The following is a 20,062-nucleotide window of genomic DNA, read 5'->3' on the forward strand; positions in this document are numbered from 1 at the left end:
ACTTTAGAAATATGTGAACAATATTTGCCTGACAATATTGCGTCCTTCAGACTTCGTCATTCTTTAATATTAAAACGTTAGAAAATAAAGGAAAATTATTCCGACTCGGATTTTTTTGCCATTTCCTGGTGTTGTTTTTTGAACCTGGTGCGCATTCTTTCCACCGCCACATAAAGCGACGGAATGAAGAAAATTCCGATCGTGGTGGCAAAAATCATACCGAAAAAGACGACATAGCCGATCACCTGGCGACTGGCAGCGCCAGCGCCGCTGGCGAAAATCAGGGGCATAACGCCGAGGATGAAAGACAGGGCCGTCATCAACACGGCGCGGAACCTGAGACGGGCCGCCTCGACCGCGGCCTCCTCTATCGACAATCCTTCTTCCCGTCGTTTCTTGGCAAACTCCACGATCAGGATCGCGCTTTTACTGGCCAGTCCGATCAGCATCACCATGCCGATCTGGGCGTAAAGATTGTTGTCCAGCCTGGGATGCAGCCACAGCGGCAGGACCGCGCCGAGCAGTGCCACCACCACTGACAGAATAACCGCCATGGGGATGGTCCAGCTTTCATACTGGGCCACCAGGAAAAGATAGGCGAAAGTGAAGGCCAGCACAAAAATCATCAGCACCAGCTTTTCCGCCTCCAGTTGTTCGTGGGCCGTACCGGTCCATTCAATCCCATAGCCTGCCGGCAAGGCCTCCTGTGCCAGCTTTTCCAGGGAGGCCATGGCCTCCCCGGTGCTCACCCCCTGCATGGGTGTCGCCGTCACCATCGCCGATTTATAGATATTATAGCGGCTCACGCTTTGCGGGCCGAGGACCGGCACCGCCTCCATGATGGCGCTGAGCGGTACCATGTCGCCGCTGCTGTTCTTGACAAACAGGCGGCCGATATCCTGGATTTCGTCACGATATTCGGATTCTGCCTGCAAGGTGACCCGATAGACCTTGCCGAACAGATTAAAGTCATTGATGTAGTAGCCGCTCAGGTTCTGTTGCAACACCCTGAAGACATTGGACAGGTCCAGGCCGAGGGTGCGGACTTTCTCCCGGTCAATATTGAGTTCATATTGGGGCAGGTTGGCGCTGAAGGTGCTCCGGACCTGGGCGAAGGATCCGCTTTGGTTGGCAGAGAAGATCAGGCTGCGGATCGCTGCGGCCAGCTCCTGGGAGGTGCGTCCCTCGAAATCCTGGACCTGCGCCTCTACCCCGCCGGAAATACCGAGCCCGGAAATGGGTGGAACGGGAAAGGCAAAAATATCCGCCGCCGCAATGGTCGACACCCTGGCATTGATCTGGCCAAGGATCGAAAACCATTGCTTTTCCAGCGAAGTCCGGTCTTCCCAGGGTTCCAGGATCACAAACATCACGCCGCCATTGGCGGATTCCCCGGCCAGCAAACTGAAGCCGGAAACCGAAATAATGTTGGTCACGCCGGGAACGTCGGCAATCATCTTCCGGGCCTGTTCCACCACCTCGTCTGTGCGGTTCAGCGAAGCCCCGTCCGGCAACTGGATGTTGACCAGCAAATGGCCGCTGTCCTCCATGGGCAGGAACCCCGAGGGAACTGTTCGGAAAAGCAACAGCGTAAAGCCGCTGATGATCAACAGGCCGATCAGCATCAACATCGTCCGGCCGGCCGAAAGCCTCACATATTTGACATAGAAATTTCGCAACACCTCCACCAGCCGTTCAAAATAATGGAAGATTCCGGTCGGTGATTTGATGCCCCTGCCCAAAAGCAGGGCACAGAGCGCCGGCGACAGGGTCAGCGCGTTGATGGAGGAGAACCCCACAGCGACGCAGATGGTCACGGCAAACTGCTTGTAGAGCTCCCCGGTGATCCCCGGCATGAAGGCAACGGGAATGAAAACCGCAAAAAGCACCAGGGTCGTGGCGATAACCGGGCCGAACACCTCGCCCATGGATTTTTCGGTCGCCGTCGCGGCCTCGAGCCCGGTTTCCGACATGTTGCGCATCACATTTTCCACCACAACGATGGAATCATCCACCACAATGCCGATGGCCAGGATCAGGGCAAACAGGGTGATGGTATTGACCGTAAAGCCCAGCGCCGCAACGACGACAAAAGAGCCGATCAGGGACACCGGAATGGCGCAGGCGGGAATAACGGCAGCCCGCCAGTCGCCAAGGAACAACCATGTCACCCCGACCACCAGAAGGAAGGTGATAAACAGGGTCTGCACCACTTCCGCCAAGGAGGCTTCCACATAGCTTGTGGTGTCGTAGAGGATGTTATATTCCATATCCGCCGGAAATTTCGCGGACAGTTTGTCCAGTTCGGCTTTCACCGCATCGGCAACCGCCAGGGCGTTGGCCCCCGGCGACTGGTAAATGGCCATCGCCGCCGACGGAATCCCGTTCATTTTGGCACTGCCGGAATAGGAACTTGAGCCCAGTTCCACCCGCGCCACATCCGCGAGCCGCACCAGGGAACCGTCTTCCCGGGCCAGGACCACGATATTTTCGAACTCGTCGACGGTGACAAGACGCCCTTTTGCGCTCAGCGGATACTGGAACTGCACTTCCCGATCATTGGGCGGGGCGCCGATCTTGCCCACCGAAGCCTGAATATTCTGGGCCGCGATGGCATCCGCCACATCCTGGCTGGTCAGGCCGAGCGAGGTCAGCTTGTCGGGATTGACCCACACTCGCATACCGTAATTCTTGGCGCCCAGCTGCGAGACAGACCCTACCCCGTCGATCCGCCCCAGAACATCCTGCAAATATATCGAGGCATAGTTGCTCAGGTAAAGCTCGCTGTGGCTCTGTTCCGGTGACACCACATTGACGATCATCAGCATGTTGCTGGACTGGGACCGGGTGACAATCCCCATCCGGGTCACATCCAGTGGCAGTTTGTTTTCTGCAATGGCCACCCGGTTTTGTACATTGACCGCGGCAATATCCGGATCGGTGCCGACCTTGAAATGAATGGTCAGGGAATAGCTGCCGTCATTGGTGCTGCGGGATTCCATATAGGTCATGCCTTCCACGCCATTGACCTCGGCCTCCATCACCGAGGCCACGGTCTGCTCCACCACCTCGGCGCTGGCGCCGGGATAGCTGGCGCTGACAACAACCGAGGGCGGCGTGATCTCCGGAAACTGCGCCACCGGCAGACCGCTGAGCGCCAGCAGGCCGGCCAGCACCATGAATATGGAAATCACCAGCGCAAATTTGGGGCGCCTGACAAAAAAGACGGAAAACATCCTATTGCTCCACCACGTTGACTTCCATGCCGGAGCGGACCTTCTGCAGCCCCTCAAGAATAATGCGCTCTTCGCGGGCCAGGCCGCTGGAAACGATATAGTTGGTGCCTTGGGCCCCGGCGATCTGGATCCGGCGCTGCTGGACCTGATTGTCGTCGGTAATCACAAGGACGAAATAGCCCTGCCGGTCCTGCTGGACCGTCGCCTGGGGAATCAGCAGGCGTTTTTGCTTTTCCCGCTCCTCGACCAGAACATGAACAAACTGGCCCGGCAACAGCAGCCCGTCCGGATTTGGAAATGTCGCCCGCACGGTGATGGTGTCGGTGGTCTGGCTGACTTCCGTTCCCAGAAAATCGAATTCCCCGGCATGATCATAGATGGAACCGTCCGACAATTGCAGCCGGGCAAAAAACGGCTTTTTCTCGTCGTGCAGTCCTTCTCGCCGGACTTCGAGGAGGTTCCTTTCTGACACCGACAATGTCACATAAATCGGATCGACACTGGTCACGGTGGCCAGCGTGCCGGAGTCCGGTTTGACCAGGTTGCCGACGCTGAAGTTGGACATGCTGATCTGCCCGTCAATGGGGCTGCGGATCTCGGTGTAGCTGAGGTCGAGCTCGGCCTCTTCCATATTGGCCCGAGCCTGCATCAGGGCCACCTTGGCGTTGACTTCCTCGTTGATGGCATTGTCGAGGCTCGCCTGCGAGGCCACGCCCTTTTTCCGCAGTTCCCGGGTTCGCTTCAGCGCCGCGGACGCATTGATATAGGAAGCTTCGGCGCCGGTCAGTTCTGCCCGTCGCTTGTCGACCATGATCCGGTAAGGCGCCCGTTCGATCAGATACAGCAGTTCGCCCTTTTTAACCCGGCCGCCTTCTTCGAACAGCCGCTTTTCCAGGAACCCCTCCACGCGGGTTTTCAGTTCGATTTTCTCCACCGCCTGGACGCGGCCGACCCGCTGCAGTTGCCGTCCCACTTCCTCTTCCACAACGCGGACCGCAACCACGGTCGGCTTCATGGTCCCACCCGGCATCTGCGCCTGAGCTGCCAGGGCAGTCAGCAGGAGGAAGACCGTAAAAACTGAAATAAAAAGACGGCGGCACAGGGACATGAAAAGTTCCTCTATTCGATATTCCGGACGGGCATAGCGTTAAAAGGCCAATATTATCAGCAGATTACAATAGCCGGAATTATGACGGCAATGCAGAAATTTTGTCCCGACTATAGCCCAAAGACTATCCGAACAGTAGAAAAAATATGAACAACCTGTACCAGATTGTGGGAATATCGCCCGAGGTCCGGTTAGAGCGGGAATTCGACGATGGTCTGTCCGGTGCCGCTGGAGGGGAAATAGTCGCAGATCACCTCGCCTTTACCCCGGTATTGATCCCAGCCCAGGAGGCCAAACAGCATGGAAGTGTCGGCCATGGCCCCCTCGCCCTGGCACAGTTTTACATAGGTGGGCAACATCCTGAGGAACGGTTCGATCTGGCCCTCGGTCCACAGCTGCATCACCCGCAGGTCCACCTGGCGATGGAATTCGTCGGTGATGTCGTTGAGCTTTTCCTGGGAGATATGGTTGGGGGCGAATTCGTGAGACAGGGAACCGGAGGCGAGGAAGGCGACGCGGCGGCCGCTTTTTTCCACCGCCCGACGCACGGCGGCGCCGAAAATGCGGTTTTCCTCAACACTGGAAAACTGGTTGGCGGCGATGGGCAGCACTTTGGCGCCAAAATGATTGGCGTGGCGCATGGGGATCAGGGTGCCATATTCCAGGTTCATGCCTTCCATCTTGTGGCAGCGGCTTTTGAGGCCGGCGGCATTGCCTTCCTCTGCGATCAGGTCGCCCAGTTCCGGATCGCCGCTATAGTCATATTCGAGCCCGTTGAGCATATGCGGCAGTTCATGGCTGGTGAAGGTGCCTGACCAGCCATCCCGGCCGTTGACATGGAAGCCCTGGTTGACCAGCCAGTGGGTATCACAGAGGATGAAGGTGTCCACGCCCCGCGCCTCGGCCCGGCGGCCGATTTCCTTAAGGCCGTCGATGGCGAACTGCCGGATGCCCTCGAAACCCTCAATCATTTCCGACATCCAGATGGTCGGGACATGACAAATCTTGGCGGCCAGTGCCACTTCACCCATTTTCCGTCTCCCTTACACGCCCAGTTTGGGGATGTTGTGCTTCCCGAGGGCAATGCAGATATTCTTGGTTTCCATATAAAATTCAAAGCTGTAGTCGCCACCGTCGCGGCCGATGCCGCTGGCCTTGGTGCCGCCGAACGGCGCCGGCAAATGGCGGTTGTTTTCCGAATTCACCCAGATCATGCCCGCATCCACATTCTGGGCCATGCGATGGGCCCGGCCCACGTCCGCGGTCCAGATATAGCCCGAAAGGCCGTAGATCACATCGTTGGCCAGCTTCAGCGCCTCGGCCTCATCCGCAAACGGAATCGCAGTCAGCACCGGACCGAAGATTTCCTCCTGGGCGATGCGCATGTCATTGCGGGCCTCGGCAAACAGAGTCGGCTGCACATAGTTGCCGGGGGCAAGATCGGCGACCGCCGCCCCGCCGGCGCGGATGTCGGCACCGTCCTCTTTGGCGATGTCCATGTAGCTCATGACTTTTTCAAAATGGCGTTTATGCACCAGCGGCCCCACTTCGGTGCCGGGATCAAGCGGATGGCCGACCCTGATGTTGGCGACCCGGTCCGCGACGCGGGCGACAAACTCCTGCTCGATGCTTTTCTGCACCAGCAGGCGGCTGGACGAAGTGCAACGCTGGCCGTTCAGGCTGTAAATCATGAACACCACCGCATCCAGCGCCCGCTCCAGGTCGGCATCGTCAAAAACAATCACCGGATTCTTGCCGCCGAGCTCGAAATGCACCCGTTTCAGGGTCGGCGCGCCCTGGGCCATGATCATGCTGCCGGTGCTGCTTTCACCGACAAAGGCCAGTGCCTTGATATGGGGATGTTCGGTGAGCGCCTTGCCTGCCTCCTCACCCAGTCCCTGCACCATGTTCCAGACCCCGGCGGGTATTCCGGCTTTTTCCGCCAGTTCGGCCAGTTTCACCGCCGTAAGCGGGCTCCATTCCGCCGGTTTGTGCACCACCGTGCAACCCGCGGCAAGCGCCGGGGCGATCTTCCAGGTTGACAGCATGAAGGGCGTATTCCACGGGGTGATGACGCCAACCGGACCGATGGCCTGGCGGATGGTGTAATTGATATGCTCCTGCATGGGCAGGGCCTGGCCGTCGCGGGCTTCCGGACAGCGGTCGGCAAAAAAGCGGAAATTGGCCGCACCACGGATCGCCGCCTTGCTCATGAAGCGGATCGGCTGGCCGGTGTCCATGCTTTCCAGCAGGGCGATTTCTTCGGCATCGCGCTCGATCAGGTCGGCGAAATGATGCAGGATTTTCTTGCGCGCGGCCGGGGCCATGTCGCGCCAGGCCGGAAAGGCCGACCAGGCCGCCTGGCAGGCGTCATCCACATCCCGGGCATTGCCGCGCGCCACTTTTCCAAGAACACTATTGTCGACCGGAGTGAGATTTTCAAAGGTCTCACCACTCTGCCCTGTGGTCCAGGCACCGCCGATAAAATGACCGGCGGGGGCGTCCCGGAACCGCTGCAGCAGCTGATCGGCTTTGGCCAGATTGTCTTCAAACTGTCCCATGATGTCTGGTCCTTACAAATTCTTCTCGGGATATTTTTCCCGCATAATCCGGTGCAGGTTATTCTTCTTGAAATTAAAGTCCATGTCGATTTCCTGCATTTCGAAACTGATGCCAAGCGGACGGCTGTCGAAGATCGGCTGCAGATGGTCGCAGATCACCTCAAAGATAGCATTGCCGGCCTCTTTGCGCACCTCAAAAGGCCGCCCTTCCCGAAGCCGGGCCGTGACATGGACGAAGGCATTCTCCGGCGCCCCGTCGGCCACCACATAATGGTCCCGGCGTGCCGCCCGGACCCGCACACCGCCAAGCGGGAAAACCCCGGTTTCCACCGCCTTATCGCGGATCTTCGGCAGGAAGGCCGGCAGATCCAGCTCCTTCTCGATATTGGCGGAATATTCGACAATGAAATGCGGCACGTTTTTTCTCCGGTAGCGCCTTCCCTATAAAAACAAATTGACAGGCAGCAGTATATTAATTAACAAGTTAATAGATAACATGTTCATTAATATACTGCTGCACGCCCCGCTGTCAAGGAGTATATTGTAGCGCAGAAGCGCCAAGGAGACAAAGATGACCCTGTCAACCGACCGCCTGAAAGGCTCGATCCCGCCGCTGATCACCCCGTTCCGGGGTGACGAGGTGGATTATGACGCCTATGCCGGGCTGGTGGAATTCCAGATCAACAACGGCTCGCACGGGATATTGGTCAACGGCACCACCTCCGAGCCCTCTACCCTGACTGTGGAGGAACGCAACCGCATCGCCAGCCTCGCCATCAAGACCGCCGCCGGGCGCATACCGGTGGTGGTGGCGACCGGATCCCAGTCACTGGCCGAAAGCGAGCAACTCACCCGCCATGCGGTCGAGGAAGGCGCCGATGCGCTGCTGATCGTCACCCCCTATTATATCCGTCCGCCGCAGCGCGGCCTGATTCAATATTATAAGGCGTTGACCGACTATCACGAAGTGCCGTGGATGATCTATCATATTCCGGGCCGCACCGCCGTCGGCGTCACCGTCGACACCGTGCGGACCCTGAAGGATGAGTCTTCCAATTTTGTCGGCCTCAAGCATGCGGTCAATGACCTGGGTTTTGTCAGTGACTGCCTCGGCCATGTCAGTCCGGAACTGAAATTCTTTGTCGGGCTTGAGGAACTGAGCTTCCCGATGATGGCCGTGGGCGCCGTCGGCCTGATGAATGCGGTCGGCAACCTCAGCCCCCGGGTGCTGGCCGATATGGTGCAGGCGGTGTGGGACAATGACATGCAGGCCGGCATGGCCCAGCACCAGAAACTGCTGGAAGTGAACCAGTCGGTCTTTTACGATACCAACCCGATCCCCATCAAATATATGATGAAGCGTATGGGCCTGATCCCGGAGAATGAGCATCGCCTGCCCATGTGTCCGGCTACCCCGGAACTGGAAAAGCGGCTCGACGGGGTGCTTGAGCGCGCGGGACTGATCTAGAGGGAGGACATCATGAAATTCATCAATTTTGAACGGCACGGCAAGATCTCCTTCGGTGCGGTCCGCGACGACCAGGTGGTGGATCTCGGAGGTAAACTGGGCGACGACATCAGGACCGTCGACGACCTGGTGATCCACGGCCTGGTCAGCGCCGCCCGGGACATATGCGCCGGGCTCGAGCCCGATTTCCCGCTCGACGAGATCAAACTGCTGAAACCAATCCTCAATCCCGGCAAGGTGATCTGCGTCGGCGTCAATTACGCAAACCGCAACGAAGAATATAAGGACGGCAGCGCGGTCAAGAAATATCCCAGCATTTTCATGCGCACACCGGGCTCGCTGGTGGCGCACGGCGAGAATCTGGTGCGCCCGCCGGAGAGCGAGCAGCTGGATTATGAAGGCGAGATCGTGCTGGTGATCGGCAAAGGCGGCCGCCGCATTCCGGAAAGCGAGGCCTACAACCATATCGCCGGACTGACCATCATGAACGAGGGCAGCATCCGCGACTGGATCCGCCACGCCAAATTCAATGTCACCCAGGGCAAGAATTTCGAACGCAGCGGCTCACTGGGGCCGTGGATGGTGAGCGCAGACGAGGTCAAGGATTATACCGATCTCCGGGTCCGGACCCGGGTCAATGGCGAGACGCGGCAGGATGACACCACCGCCAGCATGATGTATCCGATCGCCTATCTGGTGAATTATATCTCCACTTTTACCGAACTGCAGCCCGGCGACATTATCGCCACCGGCACGCCGACCGGCGCCGGCGCGCGCTTCGATCCGCCGATCTGGCTCAAGCCCGGCGATGTGGTCGAAGTGGAAGTGGACGGGATTGGGGTGCTGAGCAACGGTATCGAGGATGAGGTGGTCTGACGCCTCGCCTACTCGTCGTGGGCGATGATTTTGTCGAGCAGGCCATGCAGCTGGTCGGTCTCGGACTCAGTGATAATGCCCTTCAGTTCCCTGTATTTGGCGTCGATCAGCGGTGCGATCCGGTCACAGAGCGCACGGCCCTCGTCCGACAGGGCAATCAGCATATAGCGCTGGTCGTCGGGCTGGATCCGACGGGTGATATATTTTTTCTTGTTCAGTAGGCTGATGATGCGGCTCAGGCTCGGCCCGGAAATGATGCATTTTTTGCTCAGGGTCTGGCCCGACTGCTCGCCCTCGTCCCGGAGCGCGCGCAACACCCGCCACTGCTGTTCGGTGATCTCGTGCGTGGTGAAGATCGGCCGGAACAGTTTGAGATAGACCTCTCGCGCCCTGAGCAGGCGCATGGGCAGGCTGCGGTTGAATTCTTCCATAAAGGCCTCTGGTTAAAGCGGTTTGGAACAGCTTAGCGGAAAACAGTTAACTTGTTAAGTAATTTATCTGTTTTATTCGGCTTTCGCCTTTTCCGGTGCTTTGTCGCTTCCCGTCCCGGGGTCTGCCGGGCCTGCTTCCCCATGCAGAAAGAAAAACAGCAGGCCCTCGACAATCAGCATCACCACCACAGCTTTCAACAAGGTACCGGGCAGCAGGTCGAGCCAGAGGGACAAGCCGTCCCCGTCGCCCCAGACCAGCGCCAGGATCAGCGAAAAGATCAGCGCAAAGACGAGCAGGAACAACGGCAGGTAGATTTTGATCCTGGTGTTATTGGTCATATTTCCTCGTGTACCCCAAGCCCCTTATGGTCCACTCCTCCGCAGGAGATGGTTTTAACGGCAGCATAGCAGAAAACCGTTTCACCTGTTAACCATTTTAATGGGGCGGGTGGCGATCGGCGAGTCTTTTTCACAGGTCATTAGTCGTGGTAGTAATTTTTATTATCTAAAGATTTGGCAAATCATCGTTTCCATAATCGAGCGCGATAACTTTGCCACTTAGAAGACCAAATCCATCTGACTTGTGTTCATATGGCATATAGGATGTCGTTAATTCACAATCTGGATACGTATATGAGTTGTCAAAATACTCTTCCAAAGAGGAAGGATGAGGGAAATACTCTTTAAACTGCTGTTCGGTGAGTTGCGTTGCCCGTTGCATTACCAATATCTGACCACCCAAAAAATGTGTTTTGATAGGACATAACCGGCCATCATGAGTTCTTTCCCACCAATCAATCTCATTCCTATTTTGCCGCAATCCTTCCAGATAATAATGCCAAAACCTTTTTTTCCAGACTGGGAGTTTAGGGATTTTAATGGCAACGTCTGCTACCAGGATGACAATTCGAGTGCTCAACTTAATTTGCATTCAAGTTTGCGGTTCCCCCCTGGGCCTCGATGAAGATGCGTTTGATCTGCGGGAATTCGGCCTTGATCACGCTTTCCAGGTAGCTGACCACATTTTCCAGGTCGCCGGCGCGAATATCGTTACGGAAGTCGAGGCTGAGGTTCAAGAGGATATCCCGGGGCCCCAGGTGCATGGTCAGGGTCTCGTTGATGCCTTCTATCGCCGGATGGTCGAGGGCGATTTCCTCGACCCGTTTGACCAGGGTCGAACTCGCCGCCTCGCCGATCAACAGGCCCTTGGATTCATAGGCCAGCAGGACGGCGGTCATGGCCAGGATCACGCCGATGATGATGGAGGCGACGCCGTCGAGCATGGGAATATCGAAGTAATCCGCCGCGGAAATGCCGATAAAGGCCACCAGCAGGCCGAGCATGGCGGCGGTATCCTCGAACAGCACGGTGAAGATGGTCGGGTCTTTGCTGGCATGAATTTCAGCCAGCACGCTCTTGCGGGTGCGGGCGGCATTGAATTCCCGGAACGCCACGGTAAAGGCAAATCCCTCGAACAGCAGGGCAAAGCCGAGGACAATATAGTTGATGAAGATATTTTCCACCGGATGTGGATCCAGGGTTTTCTGGATGCCTTCATAGATGGAGACCCCGGCGCCGATGGCGAAAATCAGGATGGCGACGACGAAGGTCCAGAAATAAAGCTCCATGCCGTAGCCGAAGGGATGCTGCTTGTCGGCGGGTTTTCTCGATTGCCGGAGCCCGAACAGCAGGAGCCCCTGGTTGCCGGTGTCGACCAGGCTGTGGATACCTTCGGAAAACATGGCCGAGGACCCGGTAAACAGGGCGGCGGCGAATTTGGTGACGGCAATCATGAAATTACCGGCCAGCGCCGCAAAAATCACCTTTTTGGAAGCATGTGACGACGACATCTATTCCCCTCGACAGATTGTTTTTTCACTTTTTAGCATATTTCCTGTTAGCGGCGGAAATAAATAAAAAACATGTCCGACACCAAAGCTTCACAGAAGCATCACAGAGCAATGATAAACACGGATCTGAGTTAAATTCAGGACCTGTATGATGAAATTTTTTAAACTGATTATTGTTGCTTTTTCTGTGGCTTTCGCCGCCCTGCCCGCCCGGGCGGAGGAGCTGAAGACGGAAAATGTCATCCTTATCACCCTGGACGGGGTGCGCTGGGAAGAAGTGTTCCGCGGTGTCGACAAGAAATTCTTCGACCAGAAAGATTATAACGCCTATCACAAGACCCATGAGGCGTTCAAAGAAACCTATAACCAGGGCTCAGCCGAGAAAAATCGCGCCGCCGTCTTCCCCTTCCTCTGGTCCACCGTGGCCACCAAGGGCCAGCTTTACGGCAACCGGGACAAGGGCAGCGCCGTGAGCGTCACCAATCCCTATCATTTCTCCTATCCCGGTTATAACGAGATCCTGACCGGCCTGCCCGACCCGCGCGTCGACAGTAACGACAAGGTACTGAACCCTAACGTTAATGTGCTGGAGTGGCTCAACAAGCAGAAGGGCTTCGAGGGCCGGGAAGCCGCCTTCGGCTCCTGGGACGTGTTCCCCTATATCCTCAATGAAGCCCGCAGCGGCGTGCCGGTCAATGCCGGGTTTGAGGAAATGACCGGCATGGGCGACAATGAGAAAGTCGCCTTCCTCAACGAGCTGCAGAAGGAAGTGCCGAGCCCCTGGGACACGGTGCGGCTCGACGCCTTCACCTTCGGCTTCGCCTTTGAATACCTGAAAGAAAAAGCCCCGCGCCTGCTCTATATCTCGCTCGGCGAGACTGACGATTTCGCCCATGAGGGATTTTACGACCAGTATGTCCTTGCCGCCCACCGCGCCGACGATTTCATCGGCCGGATCTGGAGCTGGGTGCAGAGCGATCCCCGCTACAAGGACAAGACCACCCTGATCGTCACCACCGACCATGGCCGCGGCGCGGCGCTGGAGAACTGGAAACATCACGGCCGCTTCCATTACACCGACAAGGACGGCGCGGATAAAGTGAGCGACTTCCCGGGCGACGGCGCCATCTGGATGGCGGTGATCGGTCCCGACACTCCGGCTGGCGGGGAAATGCAGAACACAGAGGAAGTGTACCAGAAGCAGATTGCCGCCACCGCCGCCAAATTCCTCGGCCTGACGTACGAAGACAGCCATCCGGATATGGACGCCGGGGCGCCGATCGACAGCATGTTCAAGTAGATGCCTATGCCCTCATAAAGTTTATCTACCCCCAACTGAAGCATGGCCCGGCAATATTCTGCCGGGCTCTTTTTTTGGGGAGTTATTTGAAGGACAGGCTGGACAGCAGGATACTGTGCTGCAGGACCCGGTTGCCCTGATTGTCGCGCACTTCCATGACCACCAGCGGGTCGTTCTGTTCCCAGTCGATATAGAGGCCGCCGAAATTCTGCCCGGCGAAGCTGAGGTCGTTCCAGCGATAGACATTGGGACCCACGTTGGGCCAGGTCTGGGTCAGGCCGCTGGAGGTGAGGTCCCAGATCGGATAGGGCATGCCGTCGCGCTGGCAGCTCAGCTCCGCCCAGTGGGTGTCACCGGAAATGAAGAGCACCCCTTCGGCCCGGTGCTTTTCGATCAGGTCGATGATCCGTTTGCGCTCGTGCGGGAAGTTATACCAGCCTTCCCAGCCCGGATGATTGGCCAGATACTGCAGGCTGGAGCCGATGATGCGCAGCCTGGCCGGCACCTGCAGCTGTTCCTCGAGCCAGGCCCACTGCGCCTCGCCGAGCATGGTTTTGTCCTCGCCCACCGGCAGATAGGGGCCGAAGCCGACCAGGTCGCGCTGGCGATAGTCTTCTTTGCTCTTCACGGTGCGGAGCGCATCGCGGTTATAGCGCAGGTCGGGCAGAATCACCTGGATGCGCTTGTCCTCCGGCCCGAACAGCCAGGAGCCGTAAATGCCGTCGCCATCGCGGCGGCGCGGGCTGTCTTTGGGCTCGTCCCAAAAGTCGAAAAACAGCTCCTTGGACGGGTCCTTGAAGGGATATTCCTTGCCGGCGTCATTTTCGCCGAAATCATGGTCGTCCCAGATCGCCACCACCGGGGTCTTTTCCCTGAGACGGGTGAAGTTTTTCCGCTGCTTGTCATATTTGGCCTTGAGCACTGCCATATCCCGGCTGTCACCATAGATATTGTCGCCGAGAAAAATGAACAGTTCCGGCTCCAGCTGCAGGATCGGGTCCCAGATCGGCTGCGGTTTGTCCTGATGGCAGCAGGAACCGAACAGAATGCGGGTCAGCGGCTTCTGCGCTTCCTTCGCGAATGCGGTTCCTCCTGTCATCAGCCCGGTGGACAGAGCCGTCGCGCCCGCCAGGCTTGCCGCTGCACCGAGATGAAATTCACGCCTCGTAATATTATTTCTGGTAATCTTTCTCATGTTTTTATCCCCTGAAACGGAAAAAAGGGGGAAGCCCGCAGGCTTCCCCCAGTTCAGTTCTGTGATCAGAATTTCATGGTCATGGTCGCCAGGGTCTGGCGCGCCGTGCCCAGGAAGTATCCACCCGGTGTACCGCCACCGAGGTAGTCTTCGTTAAACAGGTTGCTGACGTTCAGGCGGAAATCGATGGCGTCCAGTCCCAGGGCGCCCTCGAGGGTATAACCCACCCAGAAGTCGGCGATGGTGAAGGACGGCAGACGATCCACATTGCTAGCCGGCGTAATCCCGTCAGCGGCAGTGGTATAATTACCCCATCGCTTGCCCACATGTTTGGCGGAAATACCGGCGTTCAGGCCGTCTTTCGTATAGCTCAGGGTGCCGACCAGCTGGAATTCCGGCGCCAGGGCAACCTTCACATCTGTACCGGCATACTTGGAGTCGTTGACGGTCAGAGCGGAATAGAGCTTCCAGTTGTCATTCACACGAATGTCAACAAAAGCCTCGATCCCTTTGGACTTCACGCCGCCGACGTTGGTGTAGGCACATTCGTCATCACCAAGATAATCGATGCCGCTGACGTTGTTGGAGCAGATGGCTTCAATGCGGTTTTCAAACTTGATGCTGTAACCGGTCAGGCTGAAGCGGATCCAGTCGTTGGAATAGCGAACACCAAGGTCGATGTTGTCAGCCGTTTCCGGGTCAACACTGTCGATGGACGCCTGGATCTCGGCATTGCCGGATCCGGCCAGGTCGGAGAGGTCCTCAATCACACCGTCTTTGATGGCGGCAAAGTTCTGGGAGAAGCCGCCGAAGACTTCCAGTTCTTCAGTGATGTTGTAAACCGCACCGACAGAGAAGAGAACGTCAGAGTCGCTGTTTTTGCTGAAGTTGGCTTCATTGCCGAAATCGTCCTTGCGCTCGATATCGACGAAGAATTTCTTCAGGCCGGCACTCAGTGTCAGGTCACCGAATTCATGGCTGTCTTCCGCATACAGCAGGATGGTGTCGGTGTTGAAGGTGCGGTCATACTGGCGCCAGTAGGCGGTTTCCACAAAGGCGTGGGAAGCCAGCGGGTTGATGATTTCGTGCCAGTCACGCCATTCGTCGCGACGTGTGCTTTCCAGCCAGCCGCCGACGCGCAGTTCGTTGTCTTCTACCAGCTGAGCCTGGACTTCGGTGGTGAACCCGAGGCGACGCTTGGCGTAATGGGTGTGCCGATAAGACATAACCGGGTTTCCATCGACTTCAAATACGCGCTCGGTGTAACCGCCGCCGAACACAGTACCACTGGGCTGCAGGTCACCGGTGCCGTCAAGAGCAACCAGATACGGCGGCGCCCAGTCACCACGACCATTCTGCTGGTGGAAGTAAGGAGTGATATGGGCTGAGAAGTTTTCACCTTCATACGCCGCATTCAGATAGGCAAAGAAGTTCTTGCGCAGGGTGGACCATGACGGACGGAAGTTCTGGTCGATAACCGGAATACCGGTCAACTGGTCGGTCAGGCGGTCCCAGTCCGGATTTTCATAAAAGGAATCCAGGCTGATACGCTGATAGTTGTCTTCGTTGGCATCGTCATAAGAGATACGACCGGTCAGGGTCCAGTCTTCCAGTTCGGTGACGAACTTGGCTTCCACATGATCCCGGTAGGTACCGCCGGCGTTGCCGATCCAGGCATCGTTATCGGTGTGGGAATAGCTGATGTAAGCCGTGGTGTTGCCGAAGATCTCGCCTGTGTCATAGCTGACGAACATACGCTGGGCGTTGTTGTCACCGTAGGACAGGCCGACACGGAACTGCTCTTCCTCCAGCGGATTGCGGGAGATGAAGTTCAATGTACCGCCAAGGGCCTCATGGGACGGGGAACCGATGTCAGCAGTCCCCTGGGAGACCTCTACCCGCTCCATGTTTTCCGCATCCAGGTAACGGTTGGCCTTGGAGCCGCCGCCATAGTTGGAGTTACCGTTGGGCAGGCCGTCAATGGTGGTGCCGATCTGCTGCTGGTCAAGACCAACAGAGAAGCCGCGCATATTGACGGTTGTTGACCAGTCGTCGGATCCGAAGATACCGCCTTCGCTGACCAGAACGCCCGGCAGGCTGTCAACCACAGCGAGAACGCTGGCAGCCGGCGCCTTCTGGTCCAGCATAACCTGGTCGGTGGCGTTGTTGGCGAAGGTTACCTTTTTGCCGGTCACCATGATCTCTTCATATTCCGCAGCATCGTCTTCGTAGACTTCTTCTTCTGCCTGAGCCGTGGCAACGGTCATCAGCGCAACAGCGCTCACGCCCAGAAGCATGGACTTTCTTGAAAGCATCCGTTTCATGACTTTTCCTCTCGAACGAATAATGAATATTTTTATTGGATAAGCGTTCAGCTTTAACGCCGGTGGAGAAGTAGCTCCGGGGAGTGAAGCTTTCGTGACGCTTCATTGACAGAGCGGTGAATTATTCGTGGAGAAATTGTGTGTCCCGGACGGGCATTAAATAATTATGACAAAACAGCAACTTGAGGTTTTTTTGGGCGGAGATACATATCCCTTTTCTATAAAAAAAAGCCCCGGCAGGCCAGGGCGGTAAATTCAGTTTAAGGCTACAATCATACAGGGAGATTGTCAGGGAGAGAAAATTTCTGTTAGCTGCCGTTCGACATGTTGTAGGCATATTCGCTGACCAGCTGCGCCGCTTGCTTTGAGGCTTCGCGGGCGGCATTCAGCGCTACCTTGGCTGCTTGTTTGGCTTTGTCTGCCTCTTCAGAGGAGATGTGGCTCCGGTCACGATACTCCAGCATGGCCTGCTGGGCGGCTTGCCGGGCTTTTTGTGCGGCCAGAACCGCGGCATCAACTTCTTCGGTGCTGAGTTCCCGGGCCTGGGCGGCGCCGGCAAAGACGGTTGCGACAAGACAAGCAACGATACAAAGCGAAGTTTTTTTCCGGTTGTTCATACCCGTGGTTCCTCTCAGGTTAACGGTTAAGCCTCAAGGTCCCTTGCACCCGTGATTCTCTGAATCATAGGTGATTCCGATTTAACGGAGCATGAACAACCGGATCGTGTTTAATTCAAAATCCAGGCAGATTTTATGTGTATTTTTATTGAGTTTTCTCTTCCAGCGGCACCATGACATGAACCAGGGGAGTATCCCCCCACATGACGTAGGGCCCACCAACAAAGGGATTGCGGGGAAGCCCCTTCAGATGTGCTGCGGACGGCATCAGAAGCATCAGATGAGGGCCTTCCTGCACCCAGACCCCGCCATCATTGGGATCGGTGGCGGACGGATCGTCATTATTGACCAGGGCGTCCCCCTGCAGCATATAGGACACGCCAATGACGTCGGTCGTAAAGGGCTGGCCCTCCGCTACGGCCTTCATCCAGGCAGTCCAGACCGGGTCGTTGCACATGGGATGCTTGTCGCCGGGAATTAACGGCACTCCAGGCATGCAAATCCAGTCATTGGTCCCTTCCCGCAGAACCGTGCCGTCAATATCGATGATGGTGGCTTCAGCGGAAATATCCATTGGGGCGGCCGACATAGCCCGGGCGATCTTGTCTTCCACGCTTTCCTGTTCCCCGGCCTGCACGTTCACAACCACCAACAGCACTGACAGACAGGCACCAAAGCCGGTCGCCATTTTCCTCAAAATTCCATTCATACTCCCCTCCTGTTTGGCTCTATGCGAAGTTATTTTCGCATATCCGAAAGTTCGAGTATCTTTAATACCGAACTTTAACAAGTATAGCATAAATTGCCTGTAAAGGGGAAAGTCCTGTTCTCCCGGGCCGGGACAGCAACAAAGGGATCAGGCTGTATCGGCGGAAAGTGTCTCGTCAAAGACAAGAGACTGCGGGAAAATGATGGAAATTTCGGTTCCCGTGCCAGGTTCACTTTCGATCAGAAGGGTGCCGCCCTGCAGTTCCACAAAGGCATTCACCAACGGCAGGCCAAGTCCGGTCCCCTGGTGCTGGCGCGTCAGGTAGGATTCCACCTGGCCAAAGGGTTCCAGCGCCTTGGCAATATCTTTCTCCGCCATGCCAATGCCGGTGTCTGCGACAACAATGCGCACACCGCCGGTCGGCAACACCTTGTGAATTACGCTCACCTTGCCGCCTTCCGGCGTGAACTTGATCGCATTGGACAGCAGGTTGGTCATGATCTGCTTCATCAGCCTCTCGTCCAGCCTGAGGGACGGGAAATTGCGGTCAATCTGGCACGAGACTGTGAGATTCTTGTCATTTGCCGCCTCACGGATCAGACGCAGGGCCTGCTCGGCGATTTCATCCACCCAGACCTCCTCCAGGTGAAGCACATATTTTCCGGCCTCGATCTTTGACAGGTCAAGAATATCATTGATGATTTCCAGAAGGTGCCGGCCGCTTGAATTGATATCCTCGGCATATTCATGCACGGTTTCCGGTTTGACGGTCTGGGCGGCCTTGCCCCGGAGAATGTCAGAAAATCCGATGATCGCATTCAACGGTGTGCGCAATTCATGGGACATTTTGGCAATGAAGGCCGTCTTGGCCTGGTTGGCTTCCTTTTCCTTCTCCAGGGAACGCATTTTACGCTCGTTTTCTTCGATGGTATCCATCACCCGGTTGAAAATCTCACCAAGCTCCCCGGCCTCGTCGCCGGGTTCGATCTGCACCCGGCGGGTCAGGTCCGCATTGCCGTCCGCCAGTTCGCACATGGCCCTTTGCAGGACCCCGGTGCCGAGCGTCGCCCCGTGCTCGGAGGCGTTCAGGCCCTCCAGTTCATGGGCCGGAGGAACCCGCAGGCCGTTGGGATTCTGATGGCTGGAAAGCACCATTTTCAGAACACGCAGGAAAACATAACTTGTCCCGAACGCCCAGACAAAGCAAAGCACCACCCCCAGGGACTGGACACCGATCTGCTCGAAACGGTCAGCTGCTGCAAGTTTGTCAGGCATGGCGAACACCCCCACCATAACAGTGCCCCAGGCCCCGGCAAAAGCGTGCACGGATATGGCGCCGACCACATCGTCCAGTTTGAACCGGTAGACCAGCATCTTTGCGCCGTAAAAGCATACCAGGCTGCTGCTGGCGCCGATCGCCAGCGCCCCCCAGGTGGACACCGCATCGCAGCCCGCCGTAATTCCGACCAGTCCGGCCAGAACGCCGTTAATGGTCCTGAACGGACGGTAGATACCTTCAATATATCTTCCCAGCACCATCTGCACCAGGCCGCCAATAGCGCCGGCGACAACAGTATTCATGATAATATGGGCGAATGCAGACGTACCGGCGGTGGTCGATCCGCCGTTAAAACCGATCCAGCCGACCCAGATGATCATCGCTCCCAGGGTGGAAAGAATGGCATTGTGCCCGTGGATCCGTTGAGGATTTCCCTCAGCATCAAACTTGCCGATCCGCGGCCCCACCAGAATAACGGCAGCAAGCGCCGCCCACCCGCCGATGGAATGCACCACGGAAGAGCCGGCAAAATCGATGAAACCCATGGCCCCCAGAAGAGGTTCGTTGGCCGGATCCAGCAGGTTGCCCCAGGCCCAGTGGCCGTAAACCGGATAGACAAAGGCGCCGATGAACACCGCCATCATCATGAAAACGTCCATCTTCATGCGCTCTGCCACCGCGCCGGACAGCACCGTCACAGCGGTTCCGCAGAACACGACCTGGAAAACAAAAAAGGTAAAGGTCCAGTCACTGACCCGGTCAAACATCAACAAATCCAGCTCGAAGCCGAACAGACCGCCGACGGATGAGCCGAACATGATCATGAATCCAACGGCACCGAACACCAGGGTCGAGAGAATAAAGTCGGTGATATTCTTCTGGGCCACGTTGATCGAGTTTTTGGCCCGCACCATGCCGCTTTCCAGCAGCAAAAATCCGGCCTGCATCATGAACACCAGGCCCGCGGCCGTCATGGTCCAGACATGGTCGAGATCACTTTGCAGGGCAAAACGCTGCGCCGGTTCAGCCAGGGCGGCGGCGGGAAACAGCATGGCGCTGAATGAAAGGAACAAATAAATTAAACGCCTGAACACATTAGTCATCATAT

The 20,062-nt window shown here is 56.8% G+C and carries 17 protein-coding genes; 3 read left to right on the forward strand and 14 right to left on the reverse strand.

The window, feature by feature from the left end; translation table 11 throughout:
* Positions 1-95: 95 nt before the first annotated feature.
* From FIV46_RS09960 to FIV46_RS09980, 5 genes are all read right to left on the reverse strand, one after another.
* Complete coding sequence (locus FIV46_RS09960) at positions 96-3,236, reverse strand: efflux RND transporter permease subunit (RefSeq protein ID WP_139940777.1); 3,141 nt, start codon at positions 3,234-3,236, stop codon at positions 96-98.
* Position 3,237: 1 nt separating this feature from the next.
* A complete protein-coding gene (locus tag FIV46_RS09965; RefSeq protein WP_139940778.1) occupies positions 3,238-4,344 on the reverse strand; it encodes an efflux RND transporter periplasmic adaptor subunit in 1,107 nt (368 codons plus the stop codon).
* A 191-nt stretch (positions 4,345-4,535) separates the two neighbouring features.
* Complete coding sequence (gene hpaD, locus FIV46_RS09970) at positions 4,536-5,375, reverse strand: 3,4-dihydroxyphenylacetate 2,3-dioxygenase (protein WP_139940779.1); 840 nt, start codon at positions 5,373-5,375, stop codon at positions 4,536-4,538.
* 12 nt (positions 5,376-5,387) lie between these two features.
* Positions 5,388-6,905 (reverse strand): 5-carboxymethyl-2-hydroxymuconate semialdehyde dehydrogenase, encoded by a 1,518-nt coding sequence (gene hpaE / locus FIV46_RS09975; protein WP_139940780.1) that lies wholly within the window; start codon positions 6,903-6,905, stop codon positions 5,388-5,390.
* A gap of 12 nt (positions 6,906-6,917) precedes the next feature.
* The gene (locus FIV46_RS09980) at positions 6,918-7,322 is read right to left on the reverse strand and encodes a 5-carboxymethyl-2-hydroxymuconate Delta-isomerase (protein ID WP_139940781.1); all 405 of its coding nucleotides are present in this window, start codon (positions 7,320-7,322) and stop codon (positions 6,918-6,920) included.
* Positions 7,323-7,476: 154 nt separating this feature from the next.
* On the opposite strand from FIV46_RS09980, the gene dapA reads away from it, so the two are divergent.
* Both dapA and FIV46_RS09990 read left to right on the forward strand, forming a co-directional pair.
* Positions 7,477-8,373, forward strand: a complete 897-nt coding sequence (gene dapA, locus FIV46_RS09985; RefSeq protein ID WP_139940782.1) for a 4-hydroxy-tetrahydrodipicolinate synthase — start codon at positions 7,477-7,479, stop codon at positions 8,371-8,373.
* Positions 8,374-8,385: 12 nt separating this feature from the next.
* Complete coding sequence (locus FIV46_RS09990) at positions 8,386-9,249, forward strand: fumarylacetoacetate hydrolase family protein (protein WP_139940783.1); 864 nt, start codon at positions 8,386-8,388, stop codon at positions 9,247-9,249.
* Between the two features lie 8 nt (positions 9,250-9,257).
* Here the strand turns inward: FIV46_RS09990 and hpaR are convergent, their stop codons facing one another.
* The 4 genes from hpaR to FIV46_RS10010 form a co-directional block, all read right to left on the reverse strand.
* Positions 9,258-9,680 carry a homoprotocatechuate degradation operon regulator HpaR gene (hpaR, locus tag FIV46_RS09995; protein WP_139940784.1) on the reverse strand — a complete coding sequence of 141 codons (423 nt, stop codon included), beginning with the start codon at positions 9,678-9,680 and terminating at the stop codon, positions 9,258-9,260.
* Between the two features lie 72 nt (positions 9,681-9,752).
* A complete protein-coding gene (locus tag FIV46_RS10000; RefSeq protein WP_139940785.1) occupies positions 9,753-10,019 on the reverse strand; it encodes a hypothetical protein in 267 nt (88 codons plus the stop codon).
* A gap of 166 nt (positions 10,020-10,185) precedes the next feature.
* Positions 10,186-10,611 carry a hypothetical protein gene (locus FIV46_RS10005; protein ID WP_139940786.1) on the reverse strand — a complete coding sequence of 142 codons (426 nt, stop codon included), beginning with the start codon at positions 10,609-10,611 and terminating at the stop codon, positions 10,186-10,188.
* Positions 10,601-11,530 carry a cation diffusion facilitator family transporter gene (locus FIV46_RS10010; RefSeq protein ID WP_139940787.1) on the reverse strand — a complete coding sequence of 310 codons (930 nt, stop codon included), beginning with the start codon at positions 11,528-11,530 and terminating at the stop codon, positions 10,601-10,603. The genes FIV46_RS10005 and FIV46_RS10010 overlap by 11 nt, the downstream gene beginning before the upstream one ends.
* Before the next feature lie 151 nt (positions 11,531-11,681).
* Between FIV46_RS10010 and FIV46_RS10015 the strand changes: the two genes are divergently transcribed.
* Entirely contained in the window at positions 11,682-12,830 is a 1,149-nt protein-coding gene (locus FIV46_RS10015) for an alkaline phosphatase family protein (protein ID WP_139940788.1), read from the forward strand.
* Between the two features lie 82 nt (positions 12,831-12,912).
* Here the strand turns inward: FIV46_RS10015 and FIV46_RS10020 are convergent, their stop codons facing one another.
* The 5 genes from FIV46_RS10020 to amt form a co-directional block, all read right to left on the reverse strand.
* A complete protein-coding gene (locus FIV46_RS10020; protein WP_219846065.1) occupies positions 12,913-14,025 on the reverse strand; it encodes an alkaline phosphatase D family protein in 1,113 nt (370 codons plus the stop codon).
* A gap of 65 nt (positions 14,026-14,090) precedes the next feature.
* Positions 14,091-16,349, reverse strand: coding sequence for a TonB-dependent receptor (locus tag FIV46_RS10025; protein WP_139940789.1), 2,259 nt, complete (start codon positions 16,347-16,349; stop codon positions 14,091-14,093).
* A gap of 308 nt (positions 16,350-16,657) precedes the next feature.
* The gene (locus tag FIV46_RS10030; RefSeq protein ID WP_139940790.1) at positions 16,658-16,966 is read right to left on the reverse strand and encodes a hypothetical protein; all 309 of its coding nucleotides are present in this window, start codon (positions 16,964-16,966) and stop codon (positions 16,658-16,660) included.
* A gap of 145 nt (positions 16,967-17,111) precedes the next feature.
* Positions 17,112-17,675 carry a hypothetical protein gene (locus tag FIV46_RS10035; protein ID WP_219846066.1) on the reverse strand — a complete coding sequence of 188 codons (564 nt, stop codon included), beginning with the start codon at positions 17,673-17,675 and terminating at the stop codon, positions 17,112-17,114.
* Between the two features lie 147 nt (positions 17,676-17,822).
* Positions 17,823-20,057 (reverse strand): ammonium transporter, encoded by a 2,235-nt coding sequence (amt, locus tag FIV46_RS10040; protein WP_181163176.1) that lies wholly within the window; start codon positions 20,055-20,057, stop codon positions 17,823-17,825.
* Positions 20,058-20,062: the final 5 nt, after the last annotated feature.

It is taken from the genome of Emcibacter nanhaiensis, assembly GCF_006385175.1.
GTDB lineage: Bacteria > Pseudomonadota > Alphaproteobacteria > Sphingomonadales > Emcibacteraceae > Emcibacter > Emcibacter nanhaiensis.

Bases quoted from the DNA above. Each gene is read 5' to 3' on its own strand.
- hpaD (WP_139940779.1), bottom strand. From the start codon at position 5,375: ATGGGTGAAGTGGCACTGGCCGCCAAGATTTGTCATGTCCCGACCATC.
- FIV46_RS09960 (WP_139940777.1), bottom strand. From the start codon at position 3,236: ATGTTTTCCGTCTTTTTTGTCAGGCGCCCCAAATTTGCGCTGGTGATT.
- FIV46_RS10000 (WP_139940785.1), bottom strand. From the start codon at position 10,019: ATGACCAATAACACCAGGATCAAAATCTACCTGCCGTTGTTCCTGCTC.
- FIV46_RS10020 (WP_219846065.1), bottom strand. From the start codon at position 14,025: ATGAGAAAGATTACCAGAAATAATATTACGAGGCGTGAATTTCATCTC.
- FIV46_RS10030 (WP_139940790.1), bottom strand. From the start codon at position 16,966: ATGAACAACCGGAAAAAAACTTCGCTTTGTATCGTTGCTTGTCTTGTC.
- FIV46_RS10015 (WP_139940788.1), top strand. From the start codon at position 11,682: ATGAAATTTTTTAAACTGATTATTGTTGCTTTTTCTGTGGCTTTCGCC.
- amt (WP_181163176.1), bottom strand. From the start codon at position 20,057: ATGACTAATGTGTTCAGGCGTTTAATTTATTTGTTCCTTTCATTCAGC.
- hpaE (WP_139940780.1), bottom strand. From the start codon at position 6,905: ATGGGACAGTTTGAAGACAATCTGGCCAAAGCCGATCAGCTGCTGCAG.
- dapA (WP_139940782.1), top strand. From the start codon at position 7,477: ATGACCCTGTCAACCGACCGCCTGAAAGGCTCGATCCCGCCGCTGATC.
- FIV46_RS10025 (WP_139940789.1), bottom strand. From the start codon at position 16,349: ATGAAACGGATGCTTTCAAGAAAGTCCATGCTTCTGGGCGTGAGCGCT.
- FIV46_RS09990 (WP_139940783.1), top strand. From the start codon at position 8,386: ATGAAATTCATCAATTTTGAACGGCACGGCAAGATCTCCTTCGGTGCG.
- hpaR (WP_139940784.1), bottom strand. From the start codon at position 9,680: ATGGAAGAATTCAACCGCAGCCTGCCCATGCGCCTGCTCAGGGCGCGA.
- FIV46_RS09965 (WP_139940778.1), bottom strand. From the start codon at position 4,344: ATGTCCCTGTGCCGCCGTCTTTTTATTTCAGTTTTTACGGTCTTCCTC.
- FIV46_RS10005 (WP_139940786.1), bottom strand. From the start codon at position 10,611: ATGCAAATTAAGTTGAGCACTCGAATTGTCATCCTGGTAGCAGACGTT.
- FIV46_RS10035 (WP_219846066.1), bottom strand. From the start codon at position 17,675: ATGAATGGAATTTTGAGGAAAATGGCGACCGGCTTTGGTGCCTGTCTG.
- FIV46_RS10010 (WP_139940787.1), bottom strand. From the start codon at position 11,530: ATGTCGTCGTCACATGCTTCCAAAAAGGTGATTTTTGCGGCGCTGGCC.